Annotated in this window: 20 protein-coding genes; 11 read left to right on the top strand and 9 right to left on the bottom strand. The window is 58.3% G+C overall.

The genetic code is table 11. The annotated features are described in order from the left end of the window. Positions 1–43 precede the first annotated feature (43 nt). Positions 44–220 carry a hypothetical protein gene (locus NLY43_RS27980; protein WP_023681160.1) on the top strand — a complete coding sequence of 59 codons (177 nt, stop codon included), beginning with the start codon at positions 44–46 and terminating at the stop codon, positions 218–220. 224 nt (positions 221–444) lie between these two features. Here the strand turns inward: NLY43_RS27980 and NLY43_RS27975 are convergent, their stop codons facing one another. From NLY43_RS27975 to NLY43_RS27965, 3 genes are all read right to left on the bottom strand, one after another. After that, positions 445–708: a hypothetical protein gene (locus tag NLY43_RS27975; protein ID WP_023681159.1), complete on the bottom strand. Its 264-nt coding sequence runs from the start codon at positions 706–708 to the stop codon at positions 445–447. Between the two features lie 751 nt (positions 709–1,459). Next, positions 1,460–2,950, bottom strand: a complete 1,491-nt coding sequence (locus NLY43_RS27970) for an alpha,alpha-trehalose-phosphate synthase (UDP-forming) (RefSeq protein WP_023712191.1) — start codon at positions 2,948–2,950, stop codon at positions 1,460–1,462. A 290-nt stretch (positions 2,951–3,240) separates the two neighbouring features. After that, positions 3,241–3,465 carry a hypothetical protein gene (locus NLY43_RS27965; protein ID WP_023712192.1) on the bottom strand — a complete coding sequence of 75 codons (225 nt, stop codon included), beginning with the start codon at positions 3,463–3,465 and terminating at the stop codon, positions 3,241–3,243. A 190-nt stretch (positions 3,466–3,655) separates the two neighbouring features. Between NLY43_RS27965 and NLY43_RS27960 the strand changes: the two genes are divergently transcribed. Continuing rightward, positions 3,656–4,126: a GFA family protein gene (locus NLY43_RS27960; protein WP_050589761.1), complete on the top strand. Its 471-nt coding sequence runs from the start codon at positions 3,656–3,658 to the stop codon at positions 4,124–4,126. Positions 4,127–4,181: 55 nt separating this feature from the next. Here NLY43_RS27960 and ligD read toward each other — a convergent pair whose 3' ends face one another. The 3 genes from ligD to NLY43_RS27945 form a co-directional block, all read right to left on the bottom strand. Next, positions 4,182–6,827, bottom strand: a complete 2,646-nt coding sequence (gene ligD / locus NLY43_RS27955; protein ID WP_023712195.1) for a DNA ligase D — start codon at positions 6,825–6,827, stop codon at positions 4,182–4,184. A 165-nt stretch (positions 6,828–6,992) separates the two neighbouring features. Beyond that, positions 6,993–7,286 carry a hypothetical protein gene (locus NLY43_RS27950; protein ID WP_023681153.1) on the bottom strand — a complete coding sequence of 98 codons (294 nt, stop codon included), beginning with the start codon at positions 7,284–7,286 and terminating at the stop codon, positions 6,993–6,995. Next, complete coding sequence (locus NLY43_RS27945; RefSeq protein WP_156933724.1) at positions 7,283–7,507, bottom strand: hypothetical protein; 225 nt, start codon at positions 7,505–7,507, stop codon at positions 7,283–7,285. The genes NLY43_RS27950 and NLY43_RS27945 overlap by 4 nt, the downstream gene beginning before the upstream one ends. 194 nt (positions 7,508–7,701) lie before the next feature. On the opposite strand from NLY43_RS27945, the gene NLY43_RS27940 reads away from it, so the two are divergent. Together NLY43_RS27940 and NLY43_RS27935 are read left to right on the top strand one after the other, a co-directional pair. After that, positions 7,702–8,694 (top strand): YihY/virulence factor BrkB family protein, encoded by a 993-nt coding sequence (locus tag NLY43_RS27940; RefSeq protein ID WP_023681152.1) that lies wholly within the window; start codon positions 7,702–7,704, stop codon positions 8,692–8,694. A gap of 73 nt (positions 8,695–8,767) precedes the next feature. Beyond that, positions 8,768–9,064, top strand: a complete 297-nt coding sequence (locus NLY43_RS27935; protein WP_023668045.1) for a hypothetical protein — start codon at positions 8,768–8,770, stop codon at positions 9,062–9,064. Positions 9,065–9,155: 91 nt separating this feature from the next. On the opposite strand, the gene NLY43_RS27930 is transcribed toward NLY43_RS27935, so the two are convergent. Continuing rightward, positions 9,156–10,556 (bottom strand): phospholipase D family protein, encoded by a 1,401-nt coding sequence (locus NLY43_RS27930; RefSeq protein ID WP_023700029.1) that lies wholly within the window; start codon positions 10,554–10,556, stop codon positions 9,156–9,158. A gap of 413 nt (positions 10,557–10,969) precedes the next feature. Between NLY43_RS27930 and NLY43_RS27925 the strand changes: the two genes are divergently transcribed. The 6 genes from NLY43_RS27925 to NLY43_RS27900 all read left to right on the top strand — a co-directional run bounded on the left by NLY43_RS27925 (position 10,970) and on the right by NLY43_RS27900 (position 13,722). Next, a complete protein-coding gene (locus NLY43_RS27925) occupies positions 10,970–11,497 on the top strand; it encodes a YciE/YciF ferroxidase family protein (protein ID WP_023681150.1) in 528 nt (175 codons plus the stop codon). Between the two features lie 63 nt (positions 11,498–11,560). Next, complete coding sequence (locus NLY43_RS27920; RefSeq protein ID WP_155929676.1) at positions 11,561–11,716, top strand: hypothetical protein; 156 nt, start codon at positions 11,561–11,563, stop codon at positions 11,714–11,716. Continuing rightward, the gene (locus tag NLY43_RS27915; RefSeq protein WP_245259911.1) at positions 11,713–11,925 is read left to right on the top strand and encodes a hypothetical protein; all 213 of its coding nucleotides are present in this window, start codon (positions 11,713–11,715) and stop codon (positions 11,923–11,925) included. Before NLY43_RS27920 ends, NLY43_RS27915 begins: the two co-directional genes overlap by 4 nt. A gap of 68 nt (positions 11,926–11,993) precedes the next feature. Next, complete coding sequence (xth, locus tag NLY43_RS27910; RefSeq protein WP_023700027.1) at positions 11,994–12,770, top strand: exodeoxyribonuclease III; 777 nt, start codon at positions 11,994–11,996, stop codon at positions 12,768–12,770. A gap of 116 nt (positions 12,771–12,886) precedes the next feature. Then, positions 12,887–13,411 carry a hypothetical protein gene (locus tag NLY43_RS27905; protein WP_032996795.1) on the top strand — a complete coding sequence of 175 codons (525 nt, stop codon included), beginning with the start codon at positions 12,887–12,889 and terminating at the stop codon, positions 13,409–13,411. Between the two features lie 14 nt (positions 13,412–13,425). Next, positions 13,426–13,722 carry a SemiSWEET family sugar transporter gene (locus NLY43_RS27900; RefSeq protein ID WP_023712197.1) on the top strand — a complete coding sequence of 99 codons (297 nt, stop codon included), beginning with the start codon at positions 13,426–13,428 and terminating at the stop codon, positions 13,720–13,722. 1 nt (position 13,723) lies between these two features. Here the strand turns inward: NLY43_RS27900 and NLY43_RS27895 are convergent, their stop codons facing one another. Then, entirely contained in the window at positions 13,724–14,323 is a 600-nt protein-coding gene (locus NLY43_RS27895) for a cupin (RefSeq protein WP_023668038.1), read from the bottom strand. A gap of 40 nt (positions 14,324–14,363) precedes the next feature. Further along, positions 14,364–14,873, bottom strand: coding sequence for a pyridoxamine 5'-phosphate oxidase family protein (locus NLY43_RS27890; protein WP_023712198.1), 510 nt, complete (start codon positions 14,871–14,873; stop codon positions 14,364–14,366). A 140-nt stretch (positions 14,874–15,013) separates the two neighbouring features. On the opposite strand from NLY43_RS27890, the gene NLY43_RS27885 reads away from it, so the two are divergent. Continuing rightward, on the top strand, positions 15,014–15,190 hold the full coding sequence (locus NLY43_RS27885; RefSeq protein WP_155922451.1) for a hypothetical protein: 177 nt from the start codon (positions 15,014–15,016) through the stop codon (positions 15,188–15,190). The last annotated feature ends 53 nt before the right edge of the window (positions 15,191–15,243 follow it).

Genomic DNA, 15,243 nt, shown 5'->3' with positions numbered 1-15,243 from the left:
GCTTCGTCTTGCAAATACGGCCGCATTCCTGCTAGAAATCCTCGTGGCCAAACCTCCGCAAACCAAACCTGACTCATTCCGCGATCCTGTTGAGGGCGACGCACTCGCAGCGCTGCTCGACGAAATCGCGGAAGAGGAAACACCTGAACGGCTGTTGAAGCTCGCCCTTGAGCTGCAGCAGCAACTGCTGTTGTCAAAGCAGCTGAAAAATCCCAACTGAACGGCCTGCAGCTAGGCATCTTGATTTGCCTCGAGTTCCACGATGGCGTCATCGCCTCGTTCGCCAGACCGATGCTGCTGCGGTAATCTTTCTGCGCTCGATGTGGGCGAAACCCCAGTCTCAATAGCTCAGCGGTTCCTGCGCCCAGAAGGCCCTGATCCCATCATGACGCCGATGAGACGACCAGGAAGATCAGGCCAACTTGGGTCGCAGCCCAAGGTCGATCACTGCTGCCCTGGCATCTCGGTATTTTCTTGCGGGTTCTTTTTAACGCCGGGCGCGGGTGATGTCTCGGCGGGGGCATTGCCGCCTTGGTTCTGTTCCGGGGTGCGCTTTACTGGCGATGTCTGCCACGATCCGCCTGAAAGGGGTATGAACACAAAGAAGGCTAGCAGTGCGACGAAGATCACAGCCGCAATGACGACGCCCCACCCGAGTACATTTCGGGTGCCACGCTGTTCTTCCTTCCGGGACACATGCTCCGTCATCACTGGACTCCTTTGTGTCATTCGATGAAGTACAAATTTATCGTGCAGATCGACCGCACGGTCTGCTCTTCCCCGGCGCCGGCCACCGGCACAGCTGAAGAAAGCTGAAGCTAATCTTCTCCAGCTTTTCGGCTGCCTGGTTTGGCGACCCGCTTTGGCGTTTCCGGCACTGCCGGTTTCTGCTCGGGTGCAGGCGAATTGACCGCCTCATGCGCCAAACGGGCTTTGCGCAATCGCGCCGTTTTCTCTTCCCGCGCTTTACGCTCGGCTTCCATTGCTCCTTGTGCGTAGAGGGTGGCTCGTGCGTCTCTGTCGTTTGCGGATCCACTGGCCGCCATAGTCAGCCCTCCGCCTTGTAATTTCTTGCTTCCTTCTTGGCGCCGTCTTTGCCGTGCTCGGCTGCAAGCTCTTTGGCCTGCCCGGGTGACACGTCGGTGACTTCGGCCAACTTGATTGCCTCTTTTTCAGAGAGATCACTGTCCTTTCGCGTGGGGTTCCTTGTCATCGCAGATCTCCTATCAGAGCCCAAACGACCGGACCGGCGGTGTGTTCCGTGGAACCTTCGATAGGCCACCGATTGAGGCGGGCTATCGCGCTTCCGGCAACGAGCGAAAAGTTTCTGATGCGGGCTGACAAGGTACATGATCAGCTTCAAGGCCTTTCGAACTGCTAGGCAAGCCGGGTTATGGCCGGGCTATGGCCGCGTGGGAACCCGTGACACACGGACTGATTCAGGCATCGATGCCAGGCGCTAGTTCTCGCCCGCGAGCGTGGCGAGAAATGACCGCCGCCATTCTGCTGCGTCATTGCGCGTGATGCGCTTGAGCAGTGCACTATGCCTTGCAATTCTTTGCCCAAGCGGCATCGCGAGCGCTTTTGCGATCGCGTCGGCAACCTCGTCGACCGCATACGGGTTCACGATCAAGGATTCGGCAAGTTCTTCGGCCGCACCTGCAAAACGCGACAATACCAGCACTCCGGGATCGGCTTCGTCCTGCGCGGCTATGTATTCCTTGGCGACGAGGTTCATTCCGTCACGCAGGGGCGTGACCAATCCGACCTGGCTAGCGCGCAACAGGCCAGCAAGCCGAGAGCGTGATACGGCACGGTGGATGTAGCGGATCGGGGTCCAAGCCAAATCCGCGTATCTTCCGTTGATCGCGCCGGCGGTTGCCTCAAGCTGGGCCCGGATGTCGGCATAGGCGCTGACCTCCTCGCGCGTCGGCGACGCAATCTGCAAATAGGTTGCCGCTCGCTCGTGTTCCGGATGCCTTTCCAAAAGACGAGCGAAAGCCTGCATGCGGCCGGGGAGACCCTTGGAGTAGTCCAGCCGATCGACGCCGATGATTTGCTTGAGGCCCAGAATCTGGCGGCGCATGGAATCGATCTGCACATCCTCCGCCGCCTCATTGGCCATGCGTGCGATTGAATCGACGTCGATGCCGATCGGAAAACATCTCGACAACACCGTGCGGCCGTTCATCTCAGCCGAACCATTGATATCAAAAGTAATGGAGTTGGCCGCCTGCACTGAGCGCCGGAAATTCCCCACGTCCGTTTCGGTCTGGAACCCCACGACGTCATATTGAAGCAGGTCATCGATGAGTTCTTTATGATCGGGCGTGGCTACAAACAGGTCAGGCGGCGGGAACGGTATGTGAAGAAAAAACCCGATCCGATTCCGGACTCCCAGCCGCCGCAACTGGGCGGCCAAGGGGATAAGGTGGTAGTCGTGAACCCACACCAGGTCGTCGTCGCCCGACAGCAGTCCTGCGAGCGCCTTCGCGAACCGCGCATTGATCTGCCGGTAAGCCTGTAGAAACTCTGCCCGGTGGTTCACGAGGTCCAGTCGGTAATGAAAAAGCGGCCACAGCGTGCTGTTGGCATAGCCATTGTAATAGAGCGAATACTCCTCATACGGCAGGGTAAGCGCAGCTGTCTCGATCTTTCCCACGCGTTCCAAGCGGATCAGCGGTTCGTCGCTCGCGGCGTAGTCCTGATACTCGGCGCTTGCTCCTAGCCATAGGCCTCCACGCTCGGCCAACGCATCCCCGATGCCTACAGCAAGTCCGCCGGCTTGCAGATCGCGAATGTTCCCCAGCCTGTTCGAGACGACAACCAGACGACGCGGGATGGCGCGATCGCCCGTTAGCTCAGCCTCCCCACCTACGGCGTCGCGCTCAAGGGGATCACCAACCGTTTGCGAGGCCTCGTTGAGAATTTCGTCCGGTCGCTGCAACAAGAGCAAATCCTGAGCGTGAAGATTCGCTTGGGGAACGGTCCGCGCGTGCGATTGTTCCCGACGTAAGTGTCCAGCCGGATTCGCTGGTTCTCGGCCCGCTCGGGCGCCTTTTTCAGCGGCTCTCGCAGGATCGTCGTCGGACGCACCGGTGATGAGGCCTTGATCCAGCATGCCGAGCAGCCGTGGCTTTGGCGACGGCCGGACTTACCGCTTTGGTATTCATGCTGCCGGATCTCCTGCCCTGTCATATCAACTCCCCACCTTGGCAAAAGCGTCAACTGACCAAACCGTCAGTCCACCTCGATTACCTTGCGCGTCGGCTTTCGTTGACGGGGCGGCGGCTTTACCGCTGCGGGCGCGGGCGGGGTCTGCGCTATCGATGCCTCCAATAACTGTCGCTGTTCTCTAAGCCGCGCCGTCTTGGCTTCCCTGGCATGCCGCTCCGCTTGCAACAGCAACTTGGCTTCTCGATCCGCCCTCTCGATCTTTTCCCTGTCGATGCGTCGTGTTTTCAAGGTCGCCTCCTTTGGTCAGACGGCGAACAAAGTGCGGACCTGAAAAAATGTTCCCAACAAATTAAGGCCTGACCTGCCTCAAATGATATTGACGAGCAGCCCGCCGGTTGCGCGTCTGCGGCTCTCTGACGTCCAAAGGAACTGCTTGCCGTCCGCGGCGTTACGCCACCACGCTGGCCGGAAGATTACCATGGACGACAAACCCCGAACGACGATCAGAAAACCGGCCCGGATTGATCGAGGGCGTTGCTTTTGCGGAGCCATCACAGCTGAATTCAGTGGCGATCCCTTTTGGATTTGTTTCGACCACGACGATGACTGCCGACGAGCGATCGGCAGCCCACTGACGATCTGGATTGGCTATCGTCCAGATCAGGTCCATTGGCTCGGCCCAAAACCAAAAACATTCTCGAAAACCAGGGGCGTCGTGCGCTCCTTCTGTTCGGAATGTGGCACCTCGATTGGGTACACCGATGAAGGCTTGCCAAATGAGTTCTACATCTCGATCGGATTCATGGACGCGCCCGAGAAGTTCCATCCCCAAGCTCAAGCCTATTGGGAAATGCGGCTGCCGTTTATCAGGATGGATGACGGTTTGCCTCGCGTCGAGGGCTACACCCGGGCGCGCGATCCCGCCCTGGGCAATCCCAGAGACCGGTGAGGCAGGAGGTTGGACTTTGGGCCTCGTACCTGCAAGCCAGCGCGAACCGAGGTCGTCATGCGGCGAGCTTCGCTGAACCAATCCGTTTGATGGCACTGCTGATCGACCGTTCGCCATCGTCGTAGTCAGCCCAGGCGACGGTCTTTTTCAGGTGGCCCGGGACCGTGCGAACGGTGTATTTTTTCGGATCGAGATCCGCCTTCACCTGACTCCAGGTCAGCGGCATGGATACAGTCGCGCCTTCCCTGGCGCGAGGGGAGAGAGGGGCGACGGCTGTCGCCATGCGATCATTCCTGAGATAGTCGAGAAAAATCCGGGATGTCCGCAGCTTCTTGGCCATGTTGACGAGGTAGAGATCCGGGCTATCTGCCGCCATCTGGATGCAGACGGCCTTTGCGAAGGCCTTGGCCTCGGCCCATGTCGTCTTGCTGCGTTCGGCCGCCAATGGCGTCACGACATGCAAGCCTTTGCCGCCCGTGGTTTTGCAGAAGCTCACCAAGCCCAGATCTTCGAGACGATCGCGCATTTCCTTGGCTGCCGCGACCACCTTCGCAAAAGGGACTTCCGGACCGGGGTCAAGGTCGAAGACAAGTCGGCCAGGTATTTCGGGATGACCCGGCTGGCAATTCCAGGGGTGAAGCTCAAGGCCGCCTATCTGGGCGATCGCGGCCAGACCCTCGACGCGGTCGATTTGCAGATACGGTTTGTGGTCGCCGAAGACTTTTACCAGTTCCAGCAGATTGGATGTGCCTGGCATTGCGTGGCGCTGGAAAAACTGCTCGCCGGCGTAGCCATCCGGCGCACGCACGAGTGAACAGGGACGACCTTTGATATGTCTGATCATCCAGGGGCCAACGGTCTCGAAATATTCTGCAAGATCGAGCTTGTCGACGGGCTGACCGTCGCCGGCATTCGGCCAAAGCGGCTTGTCCGGCTTGGAAATGATGACGCCCATGACAACCGGGCTTTTTCCTGTCTTGCCAGTCACCTTGGCAGGGTCGGCAATCGGCGTCTCTTGAGGATCGGCTGGACGCTCGGCCTCGACGTCTTTTGCGGGCTTGTCTTCACGCAGGCCTTTGAAGGCGGCCTGCCGGATATTGCCACCCCCGGTCCAGCCGGCGAACTCGATTTCCGCGACCAATTCCGGCTTCGTCCAGAAGACGGTTGAATTCCTTTTCGGTGCGCCATCGCCGGTAAACGGCGACGTCGCGGCTTTCATCTCCTGCAGCCTGGGCATCAGCTGCTTGACCTTTGCCTCGCTGAATCCGGTCCCCACACGGCCGATATAGGCGAAATGTTCACCGCGATTGACGCCGACGAGCAATGACCGGAATTTGCCGTTGGTCGTCGACCAGCCGCCGATGACCACCTCATGCCCGGCGCGGCATTTCGATTTGGCCCAGGTGTCGGTCCTCCCCGAAACATAGGTCGCATCGGCCTTTTTGGAGACAATCCCCTCAAGCGACAGGCGACAGGCAGAACGCAGCACCGCGTCGCCGCCATTGCTGAAGTGCTCGACATAGCGGATGAGATTTTGCTCGCCGCGATCGACTTCGCCGAGCATCTCGCTCAGACGTTCCTTCCGTTGTGAGAGAGGCATCTTTCGCAGATCGACGCCATTTGCGAAGAGCAGGTCAAAGGCAAAGTAGATCAGGTCCTTCGTCCGGCGCTCCGACAGCGCTGCCTGCAGTGCGGCAAAATCGGGCGCCCCGTTCTCGCCAAGCGCTACGATCTCGCCGTCGATGATGACATTGGGAAGGCTGGCGGCCTCCTTTGCGATGGCGCCAAATTTCTCCGTCCAGTCAAGACCCTTGCGGGTCTTAAGGGCGATGTCCTTGTCTTCCACGCGCAACTGGACGCGATAACCGTCAAACTTGATTTCGTGAACCCAGTTCGTCCCGGCCGGCGGCCGGGAGAGCGTCGCGCAAAGCTGTGGTGGGATGAAGTCGGGCATCTTCGCCGCTGAGGCAGGACCGGCTCGCTTCGGCCGCGGAGCAGGCATTGCCGACCTGGCGGCGCGCTCGTCGGCCGCATGGCCGCGCTTGCTGTCCCAAACGGCATCCGCATCGGCCAACGATGAACCTTTCATCATGAACGGCTTCGGACCTGCCCCCTTCCCCGCTGCAATCCTCTCCATGCTCCGACCCGAGGCGACGGATCGATCCTGAGCCAGCACCGCATCGCCATTGCCCTCTGTCGCGTATTTGTCGCGGTGTTTTATCAGCAGCCAGTTGGTCCGCTTCCCGCCATTGCGGTCATGCTTCATGCGCACGAGGACGAAGCTTCCATGCAGGCGCTTGCCCTGCAGCGTGAATTTCAGGTCGCCTTTTTCCAACGCCTTTTCGGGAGACATGGCGCCTTCCGGTTCCCAATATCCGCGATCCCACAACTGCACCGTGCCGCCACCATATTGTCCTTGGGGAATCGTGCCTTCGAAGTCGCCGTACTCCAGCGGGTGATCCTCAACCTCCACGGCAAGTCGTTTGTCGTGAGGATCCAGTGATGGACCTTTGGTCACAGCCCATGATTTGAAGACCCCGCCAAGCTCGAGGCGAAGATCATAGTGCAGCCGCGTGGCCGCGTGTTTTTGGATGACGAACCGGAGTCGGTTCGAACCCGCAATCGAGCTTTCGCCGCTGGGCTCTTTCGTCTTCGCGAAATCCCTTTTGGCCCGGTAGGTGGAAAGCTCGCCCGTTTTCATGGAAGTGCCCCGACTAATGACGCAACGCCGAACTCAACGCAGTGGGTGAGATTTGGTTCGGTTCATAGCCGAGACGGCGCCGATGCTGCTTTTCCGCTTCAGAGTGGCATCGCCGTCAAATGTAGGCATTCACGGAGATTACACGTGATGTCGTCACCGCTGACGTTAAGGTTCCTTGGTTTGCCCAACCATTTTTGCAAGCTCTGGAAATGGTGGGATGTCCAGTTCGCCTTGCGCGTTGTTTGCGATCTGCAGAAGCCGGATCGGGAAGCAGATCGCGTCACGGTTGGCCGGTGACATATCTTCGTAGGTCCGCTCGTCACTTGTCATGGACGCCTCTGCCTTTCGCAGGGCGGTATCGATCTCGTCAATTGACAGCAGACCTTTGTGAACGAGCAGATTGTTGATTGACGCGACCGCCATCATCAACCCTTCAAGCTGAAGATTGGCAACGTTCATGGCTTGACCGTGTTTCCGCCGCCCGGCCTCGCCGGGGCGTTCTGGCCATCGGATTGGTGCGTCTTGTCATCCACCTCATTGACTGGCCGCGTCAGACCGACCCCACTCTTGGGTTTCTTGTTGCCGGCCGCATCCTGAGAGAACGCATCCGAAGGATCAGGACCTGTTCTAGCCGGGTACTTCGTTGCGCCGGTCTCGCGATGGTTTTCATTATCAGGCATTTTTTGATCACTCCAATCGGATGACCGATAACCATTACGAGCCCGGCGAGTTCCGGCGCCGCATGGAACATTTCTGGCCGTTGGTGCAGAGACAAGCGGGCGTGTCTCGGCAATCGCGCCTCGCGCACTGGCGGCAGGTCTCGCTTTCGTTGCCGACAGCACTAGGTTGCTCGTTGAGGTAAAAGGAATTCCCCATGCGGGTGGCACGCGAAGCCTGGGTTCTTGGCAAGGAGAGCATCCTCGGATTCATCAACGACAATGCCCTCAGCCACGGTGCGGCGATGGCGTTCTATGCCGTTACGTCCCTGGCCCCGATCTTGTTGATCGTTGTTGCGATTGCTGGACTTGTCTTTGGGCATGAAGCAGCTCAACTCGCTCTGTCGGCCGAAATCGCAGGCGTGATGGGATCGCAAACCGGCGACCTTCTGCGCAGCACCATCGAAAGCGCTTCTCACAGAACCGCCGGCACTCTTGCCACCTTGGTGGGCATCGTCACCCTCTTCGTGACAGCCTCCGGGGTGTTTGGCGAAATGCAGCTTTCGCTCAACACAATCTGGAAGATTGACCCACCACCCATGTCTGTGTCGCGATTGGTGCGGGCGCGGGCGGCCAGCCTGGGTCTGGTTGCAGCGTTGGGATTTCTACTGCTTGTGTCGTTGGCGGCGAGTGCCGCCATTTCCGCGCTTGGCGCTGTCATCAACGCCCATCTGCCGTTCGGCACCATCATTCTCGCGTCGATAAACGGCATTGTATCATTCGTGCTGATTTCCGCTCTGTTTGCCGCGATCTTCAAGATCCTGCCGGACCGGTCGCTCGCTTGGCGCGATGTCGCAATTGGCGCGGCAGTGACCGCTTTGCTCTTCACCATCGGCAAGTCGCTGATTGGCTGGTATATCGGAACCAGCGCGATCGCATCCTCCTATGGCGCGGCGGGTGCACTGCTGGTCGTGCTGCTTTGGGTTTACTATTCGTCTGAGATATTCCTGCTCGGCGCCGAGTTCACGCGGGCCTATTCCGTCCGTCTCGGCAGTCGGTCCGACCTTCAACCGATAGTGGAGGCAGAGAGCCCGTCGCGACAGACATCGAACCCTGGGCCAACTATCCAACGCGAGGTGCAGGCCTGGATTGTGATCACGGGTTTGCTGACCTTCGTGGCGACACGGGTCTGGCCATCGCGGCGATCTTAGCTGCTTCCCACCAATTCTGTTTCTTTGGAACGCAACCCGGACACCGGAATTGCATAGGAACAGGAGGTTGCCCATGCCAAAATTCCGCTTTGAGACGACAGTATCCGGCCAGACTACCGCTCTCGAGGAAGAGCTAGCGAGTGCGGAGATGGCCAGTCCGAGAGCAATAGAGATGGCGCGCGTAGCGGTGGCGGCGGATCCTGGGTCAGGAACCAAGCAATCGGGATCGACTATCAAGGTCTACGATGAAGCCGGATACCTGGTCGCCACAGTCAATTTTTCCGACGTGTTGCCGAGTGATCCGGACGCCGGACAGCATGGGATTGGCGACGCGGTTGTCGAAGAACCGGGTGTGATGCGGTCTGGCTGACCCGTGGTAGATCAGGGTTTCACGTTTCGCTCACGCGATCCCCGGCAGGGCAATTTGCTGAGATCGCGAGGTCCTCGGCCATCGTCGGATGCTAGAGCTGAGATTCGATCGGGAGGTGACGGACGAAGACCGCCAGGATACGGCGAAAAAATCCGGCTTCTGGTTCATGCGTATAGTCCTGAATCTTGCCTTCGCCGCATCCATGCCAATGCAGAACATTGTGCTTCAGTTCGAGCCGATAGCTTGTTTCCGGAGATATTTCCGATTGGAATCGATGCCGCAGCTCGGCGACCAATTTCGGATCCTCAAACAGCACGCCCATTTCCGAGTTCAAGGACACTGACCGTGGATCGAAATTGAAGGAACCGACGAAGCCGATATTGTCGTCGACGGTGAAAGCTTTCGTATGCAGACTGGCGCCCTTCGAGCCAAACACCGAGATTGCGGAGCGCCGGTTGAACGGCTGAAGCTCGAAAATATTGACGCCATTCCTCAGCAGCCGCTTGCGATAGTTTGCGTAAGCGCCATGGACTGCGGCGACGTCCGTGGCGGCCAGGGAATTGGTCAGAACCGAAACGTCAACACCGGCGCCGACAAGGTCCAGCAAGATCGCTGTGCCCCTTTTGCCGGGGATGAAATAGGGCGACACAATTTCCAGACACCCGCGCGTGGATTGGATGATCGGACGCAGCTCTTTCATAAGCCAGCTGCGACGTCTCCAACCACGAACTTTCTCCGGCGGATCGGAAATGACCCGCACGCCATCCACCCAATGAACGTCGTTGCTGGCCGCAATAAACTCCGTGATCGAGCCCCGGTTGCCGATGCCGTTCAAGAATTTGGGATCGGGGCCGGTATCGCTTCCTTCAAGCCATTTGGCATGCTCATGCTCAGCCACTGATCCCAAGGTTTTGATTGGCTTGGCTTCATTGCAAGCCCAGAAGGCATCGAATATCGCCGCGGTTTGCCGTACCGCAGGCCCCAGGAGCAGCAGATCGAGGTCCCGGAAATTGGTTTCTGCCGCATCGAAATAGGCATCGCCAACATTCCGACCGCCGACAATGGCAAATTTGTCGTCAACGATCCAAGCCTTGTTGTGCATCCGTCGCGTCAATGCAAAGAGCCGCAACAGCACTTCCACACCACGCATGATCCGGCCGCGCCTGATACCGCTCGGATTGAACAACTTCAATTCGATGTTTGGATGGTTGTTCAGCGCCAGATATGCCGCATCATTTTTACGCGGATTGACGTCGTCAAGGAGCATGCGCACCCGAACACCGCGCTCAGCAGCTCGAAAAACCTCGCGAAGCAGCAAGCGGCCGGTGTGGTCATCATGCCAAAGGTAATACATCAGGTCGAGGCTGCGCTCAGCGCTCCTTGCCGCCAGCACGCGCACAGCGAAAGCGTCATAATTGTCCGAGACAAGCAGCAAGCCGCTCTTGCCGGTTTTGATGTTGTCGTCTGCGGTTCGCGAAAGTGATACGTCCATAAAAATTGCCACCTTTGGACGGTGCTCGCTGCCATCCCGCTCAAATCATAGCTAGAACCATTCTGAGGTATTCTGGTTGCATACGCAGCGTCCAATCACCCAATTGCTGGATGCAAGCAGGGCCAGCAATCAAGCGGCTGCAGAGCGGTCAGGAGGCTTGAGAGGCGTTGCCCCGACTGCTCTGCTGCCGCCGCGGAACTTGCGTCTCCTGCAGTCAGACCGCACGACCGTTGGCGGGAGCCCGATGGCGTGCGCCCCGCCGCGGCTCTTCGACGAGAATGACGTGGTCGTTGTTCTCAGTGAAGCGCAGGACCCTTTAAATTTAGATATCTCCATTATCCCGGAACCGGGTTCGGGTTTCCGAGTTAAGAAAATGCTCGCGACGGGCAATTTTCAACAGAGGAGACGGCACAATGCCCACTGCCAAGAAAGCCAATGGCAACAACAAGGACCTGGAGGACCTTTTCCTCGATGGCCTCAAAGACATCTACTATGCCGAGAAGAAAATTCTGAAAGCCTTGCCGAAGATGGCCAAAGGCGCATCCGAAGAGCAAGTTTCGGCAGCATTCGAGAAGCACCTCGCTGAAACCGAGGGGCAGGTCGAACGTCTGGAGGAGGTCTTCGAGATTCTCGGCGCGGCCGCGCGCGGCAAAACCTGCCCGGCGATCGACGGCATCCTGGAGGAAGGATCTGAAATCCTTCAGGAGTACAAGGGTTCGACTTCGCTCGATGCAGGGCTCGTCGGTGCCGCGCAAGCCGTGGAGCACTATGAGATTGCCAGGTATGGAACCCTGATTGCCTGGGCTACGACGCTCGGCAAGGATGACGTGGTTGCGCTCCTCAATGCGACACTTGAGGAGGAGAAGGCCACCGACGAGGCGCTGACTGCCCTCGGTGAAGCCGGCGTCAACGAACGAGCGGCAGAACGGAAAGCGGCTTGATTGATCGCCTACCCAACCGCCTCGGCGACCTATGTGCCGAGGCGGTCCCGGGAGATGAAGGACATGATCACGCATATCTACAAAGGACTGGAATGTTTCCTGCTTGAGTGTTCGGCCGCGCTGGTCAGGCGCCGCGCCCTTGGTGGTTCGCGCAGCGATCCTCGGCAGTTGCGAGAACAGCGCAGAGATGAGTTCAGGGCCCGCAAAGGCGCCGAATGAGCGCCAAGATGGAGAGTCGGATGGGCTTCTTTGGAAAATATTTCTCAGGACTGTTGAGCAAGAAATCGACTGACGGCAAGGGGAGCGGCGATATGCGTAAAGCTACCGGCGCGGGTCCGGCGATTGCCGCGCATTCCAAAGATGCAAAGACATCCGCTGCTTCCGGTCAAAGCACCAATGCTTCGAGCAAAAATGCAGATGGACGATGACAAAAGGCAAGATTTGGCTACCGACCCTATGTCGCATCGAAGCGGCGCAAAGACGTTAAATCATCGAGATGACCCGCATCGCAACCTTCAACGTCAATGGCGTCAACGGCCGACTGCCAGTGCTTCTCAAGTGGCTTGGCGAAACCGGCTATGACATCGTCTGCCTTCAAGAACTGAAGACCTCTGACGAAAAATATCCCGTCGATGCGATTAGAAACGCCGGCTATGGCGCAATCTGGCACGGACAGAAGTCCTACAATGGCGTGGCAATCCTCGCTCGCGGGATTGAGCCGCTGGAACGTCGTCGAGGTCTGCCGGGCGATCCCGACGATTCGCACAGCCGCTACATCGAGGCAGATGTGAATGGGCTTGTTGTCGGCTGCCTGTATTTGCCCAATGGCAATCCAGCGCCGGGGCCGAAGTTCGACTACAAACTTCGCTGGTTCCAACGTTTGATCACCTATGGCCAGGTGCTGCTCGGCGATAGCTCACCGACCATCCTGTGCGGCGACTATAACGTCGTTCCAGGCTCGATCGACGCGGCGGTGCCGGGGCGCTGGGTTGGCGATGCCGTTTACTTCCCCGAGAGCCGGAGCGCGTACGCCGAAATGCTTGCTCAGGGCTGGATCGATGCCGTCCGTCGCATTCATCCAGAAAAGGGAATTTACACCTATTGGAACTTCTCCTACCGCGGCGGGTACGATCGGAGTTCCGGGCTCCGGATGGACCATCTCTTGCTGAGTTCATCCCTATTGGATCGCCTGAAGAATGCCGGAGTAGATGCCGAAACGCGTGCATGGGACAAGCCGAGCGATCATGCGCCAGCCTGGATAGAACTTGATTGAGCTTCCTCGGCAAGGAGCCTGAAGACCTGGTGGCGCTCCTTCGTGATTAGATTTGGCCGCATGTCTATCGCCAACAATGAGGACTGCCGGCGCCAAGCGATTCAAAGGACGCAATGATGAAAAACACTCAAAAGGAAGCTGAACTGACTGCGCGCCTTGCACGCCAGCATGGCGTCACTGATGGCGCTGTCATGGCTGTCCTTGAGGCGTTGCGGCGTGGTGGTGGAACCATGGCCCAGTTCAGCCACGTCGACTTCGGAGGAATGTCACAATGGTCCTCCGGCATGACGATGGTCGGCGACATGTTCAATGACAGCCTCAAGGCGAAGCTCAACGCTATCGCGGCGGAGCTCTCGTCCCACCTGCTCGATCATCCCGCCATGGCCCACGCCGGCTCATGGTGGCCTGAGGAGTTTGGGAGCCCGTCTGCCGCTGGTTCTCAAAACAATATGCGCTACGCAGCGTTTCCTGAGCGAAGCCGCCTGGTCATCGACGATCATGGAAAGATGGAGATTTATGACACAGGCGACCATCGCATATCCGGTGTTTCGCAGAGCCAGAGCACGGACTCCACCCTGACCTTTGTCAGCCAGCACGGCGTGGTCCGCGTATCTGATCTCAAGCGCGTATCTGCGACGTAGGGCAGGCCGCTTCCATGCAGACAGTCACGCTCATCGGCTATCTCGCGACCGTCTGCTCGATGAGCAGTTTCACGCCGCAAGCCTGGAAAATCATCAGGACACGAGAGACAAGCGGCATCTCCGCACCGACGTATGCCATCACTGTGTTGGGGTTCGCCTTGTGGCTGGCCTTCGGCATCATGAAGGCAGAGTGGCCGATCATAATCACGAATGGCGTTTGTCTCCTGCTGTCAGCGTTCATTCTCACAATGACAGTCCTGCCGCAGGCTGAGAAAGAGGCGGTTGCCAAGGCTTTCGACCCCGACGACTAAATTAACGCTTCCAACTTTTCAGAAGCGGACCTTGGCTACCATATGCAGGATCCTTGCGCGGACGCCCCACCTTGGGGATGGTTGCGAGCGCATCGCTATGCTGATCCTTGCTCCTACATTCGTCATAAGTCCCAAATGGAGGATACGCGCCGACAACCAAAAAGTCATCGGATGCCGAGAGACATTGGTGCCCGGTGCCTGCCGGGAGGACCGCGACGTCGCCAGCCTTCAGCGACAGCGTTCGTCCTTTCTTGCCCCCAAACCGGACTTCAGCATTTCCGCGGGCAATGCCCAGAACCTCGTGTATTTGCGAATGATAGTGAACGTAATCATAGATGCCGTTTCGCCAGCTATCGCCCCATCCGTTTGCATCGAAAAGCACCTCCATGACGGCTGCTGGATCAAGTCCTTCGGGCAATTCGACGGCGCCGCGATAAACGACGAGCGGCCATGCTGGATGATTGGGTACAAGTCCATCATCCTTGAACCAGAACTCATTCGACTTTCGCTGCCTCACAAATCCGGCGACAGCTTGCTTGCGCGGTCTTGCGAAACCGGTGACGTTCTCGATCACTTTCTTGCTGGTTTCCAAAATGCTCATCGACGCTGCCTCTAAAGCAGAGGTTAGTTTAGCCGCTCGCTCAGAGCTCGACCTTTGCGTTGTCGCCCACATTCGGCTTGGCGCCGGTAACGGCCGCAAACACCATCGTTGCGGTAGCCATCATTAGCCCCGGGCTGTCCCACAATTCGCCTTCGTCGGGTTTGACCGTTATCAGACGAATCTCGGGATCATCGGCATTATCCCACCAGGCTGAGTCAGTTTTCTCCCAGAGCTCGGCGATCTTTTCCCTGTCATTTGTCACTGTGGCCGGGCCTGACATCGTGACGTATTTGTAGTGGCTGTTGTCACTCCAGGCCAATGTGACCTTTGGATAGGTCGACAGCTGCTTGCTCTTGGCGCTGTCGTCATTGACGAGGAAGTATATGGCGTTTTCCTCACGGACCACACGCGCAGATAGCGGACGGGCTCGATTGTACTCGCCGTCCCAGGTCACAAACATGCAGACGTCGATGTCCTCGGCGAGTTCCCAGATGCGGTCTGTTGCCTCGGCGGGCGTGAGGTCCGTCTGCTGCTCTCGGCGGTTAGCCATAAGCGTCCTCCTGCGGGTGAATATCCTCGCTTACAACTCACGTCCCGCCACGACGTTCCAACTCACTGGGTCCTTCGGCTTGCTAAAGCGGTGGAACTTTCGAAATTGCCGGAAGTTTGGATGGCAAACGCGAGGCCATGATGGCGGACAAGACGCTTCGAACATCAAGACGGACACCCGAGCAGGACGCTAAGGGTCAGTCGGAAAAGGACCACAAGGGCGGCGGAAACGATGGCGTCGCCAGCGCCGATCCGCGGGTGATCTCCGGCAAAAAAGACGGCGACGCGACATTCCCTGTCAAGGGACCGAAGAAATAGCTATGAGCCCATTAGTCGGGCATCTGGCGGTGTCATCGATGCGCGGAGACAAT

Origin of the sequence: Mesorhizobium sp. C416B (assembly GCF_030323165.1) — a bacterium.
Lineage (GTDB): Bacteria > Pseudomonadota > Alphaproteobacteria > Rhizobiales > Rhizobiaceae > Mesorhizobium.
Note: the sequence above shows the minus strand (reverse complement) of the source record. Positions and strands in the feature narration are given on the sequence as shown.

Excerpts from the sequence above, each read along its gene's own strand:
- NLY43_RS27905 (WP_032996795.1), top strand. The coding sequence starts at position 12,887 with ATGAAAAACACTCAAAAGGAAGCTGAACTGACTGCGCGCCTTGCACGC.
- NLY43_RS27975 (WP_023681159.1), bottom strand. The coding sequence starts at position 708 with ATGACGGAGCATGTGTCCCGGAAGGAAGAACAGCGTGGCACCCGAAAT.
- NLY43_RS27930 (WP_023700029.1), bottom strand. The coding sequence starts at position 10,556 with ATGGACGTATCACTTTCGCGAACCGCAGACGACAACATCAAAACCGGC.
- NLY43_RS27935 (WP_023668045.1), top strand. The coding sequence starts at position 8,768 with ATGCCAAAATTCCGCTTTGAGACGACAGTATCCGGCCAGACTACCGCT.
- NLY43_RS27895 (WP_023668038.1), bottom strand. The coding sequence starts at position 14,323 with ATGAGCATTTTGGAAACCAGCAAGAAAGTGATCGAGAACGTCACCGGT.
- ligD (WP_023712195.1), bottom strand. The coding sequence starts at position 6,827 with ATGAAAACGGGCGAGCTTTCCACCTACCGGGCCAAAAGGGATTTCGCG.
- NLY43_RS27885 (WP_155922451.1), top strand. The coding sequence starts at position 15,014 with ATGGCGGACAAGACGCTTCGAACATCAAGACGGACACCCGAGCAGGAC.
- xth (WP_023700027.1), top strand. The coding sequence starts at position 11,994 with ATGACCCGCATCGCAACCTTCAACGTCAATGGCGTCAACGGCCGACTG.
- NLY43_RS27945 (WP_156933724.1), bottom strand. The coding sequence starts at position 7,507 with ATGCCTGATAATGAAAACCATCGCGAGACCGGCGCAACGAAGTACCCG.
- NLY43_RS27890 (WP_023712198.1), bottom strand. The coding sequence starts at position 14,873 with ATGGCTAACCGCCGAGAGCAGCAGACGGACCTCACGCCCGCCGAGGCA.
- NLY43_RS27925 (WP_023681150.1), top strand. The coding sequence starts at position 10,970 with ATGCCCACTGCCAAGAAAGCCAATGGCAACAACAAGGACCTGGAGGAC.
- NLY43_RS27940 (WP_023681152.1), top strand. The coding sequence starts at position 7,702 with ATGCGGGTGGCACGCGAAGCCTGGGTTCTTGGCAAGGAGAGCATCCTC.
- NLY43_RS27950 (WP_023681153.1), bottom strand. The coding sequence starts at position 7,286 with ATGAACGTTGCCAATCTTCAGCTTGAAGGGTTGATGATGGCGGTCGCG.
- NLY43_RS27915 (WP_245259911.1), top strand. The coding sequence starts at position 11,713 with ATGAGCGCCAAGATGGAGAGTCGGATGGGCTTCTTTGGAAAATATTTC.
- NLY43_RS27900 (WP_023712197.1), top strand. The coding sequence starts at position 13,426 with ATGCAGACAGTCACGCTCATCGGCTATCTCGCGACCGTCTGCTCGATG.
- NLY43_RS27960 (WP_050589761.1), top strand. The coding sequence starts at position 3,656 with ATGGACGACAAACCCCGAACGACGATCAGAAAACCGGCCCGGATTGAT.
- NLY43_RS27920 (WP_155929676.1), top strand. The coding sequence starts at position 11,561 with ATGATCACGCATATCTACAAAGGACTGGAATGTTTCCTGCTTGAGTGT.